Below are 526 nucleotides of genomic sequence, written 5' to 3' on the forward strand. Positions count from 1 at the left end.
GCGAAGATGAAGAGGTATTGGCTGCGTAGCCCCTTGAACTCGGGGCTACGACCAATCCCTTTGTTGATTTGATAGACCGCCATATTAGAGGAAGAATGAACGTAAGATGGTGGCGGCTACAATCAGGAAAATACAGGCGCCGAACCAAGAGGCGGCGGTCTTCGAGGTGTCGGGGTCGCCCGAAGAGAACTTCGAATAGACCTTCACGCCACCGATGAGACCGACTACGGCTCCCACTGCATAAATCAACTTGGTACCCGGATCAAAATACGATGTTACCATGTTGGTAGCCTCGGTGATACCTGCGATACCGTTACCCTGTGCGTAAGCACCTACTGTTGCAAGCATAAATGCTGCTGCGAATAATACTTTTTTCTTCATACGTCGAAATGTTTTTTAGTTATACAAAAAGTGATTTCGACTGCGAATATATAGCACTTAATCCATTGATTTTCAAATCGGTCTATACACGTCATAACGTGTCATCAGATGTCATAGTTGGGGCGTTTTGAAGGGTGGATTTTGG

2 protein-coding genes are annotated in these 526 nt (G+C 46.4%); both read right to left on the reverse strand.

Annotated features, from left to right (window positions below; all coding sequences use genetic code 11):
- Positions 1 to 83 (reverse strand): DUF4133 domain-containing protein (locus tag NW211_RS13975; RefSeq protein WP_258328288.1); only part of this gene is annotated, 83 nt, incomplete at its 3' end.
- A 1-nt stretch (position 84) separates the two neighbouring features.
- Positions 85 to 381 (reverse strand): DUF4134 domain-containing protein, encoded by a 297-nt coding sequence (locus NW211_RS13980; protein ID WP_005794045.1) that lies wholly within the window; start codon positions 379 to 381, stop codon positions 85 to 87.
- Positions 382 to 526: the final 145 nt, after the last annotated feature.

Origin of the sequence: Barnesiella sp. ET7 (genome assembly GCF_024733785.1) — a bacterium.
In the GTDB taxonomy this organism is placed as follows: domain Bacteria; phylum Bacteroidota; class Bacteroidia; order Bacteroidales; family Barnesiellaceae; genus Barnesiella; species Barnesiella merdigallinarum.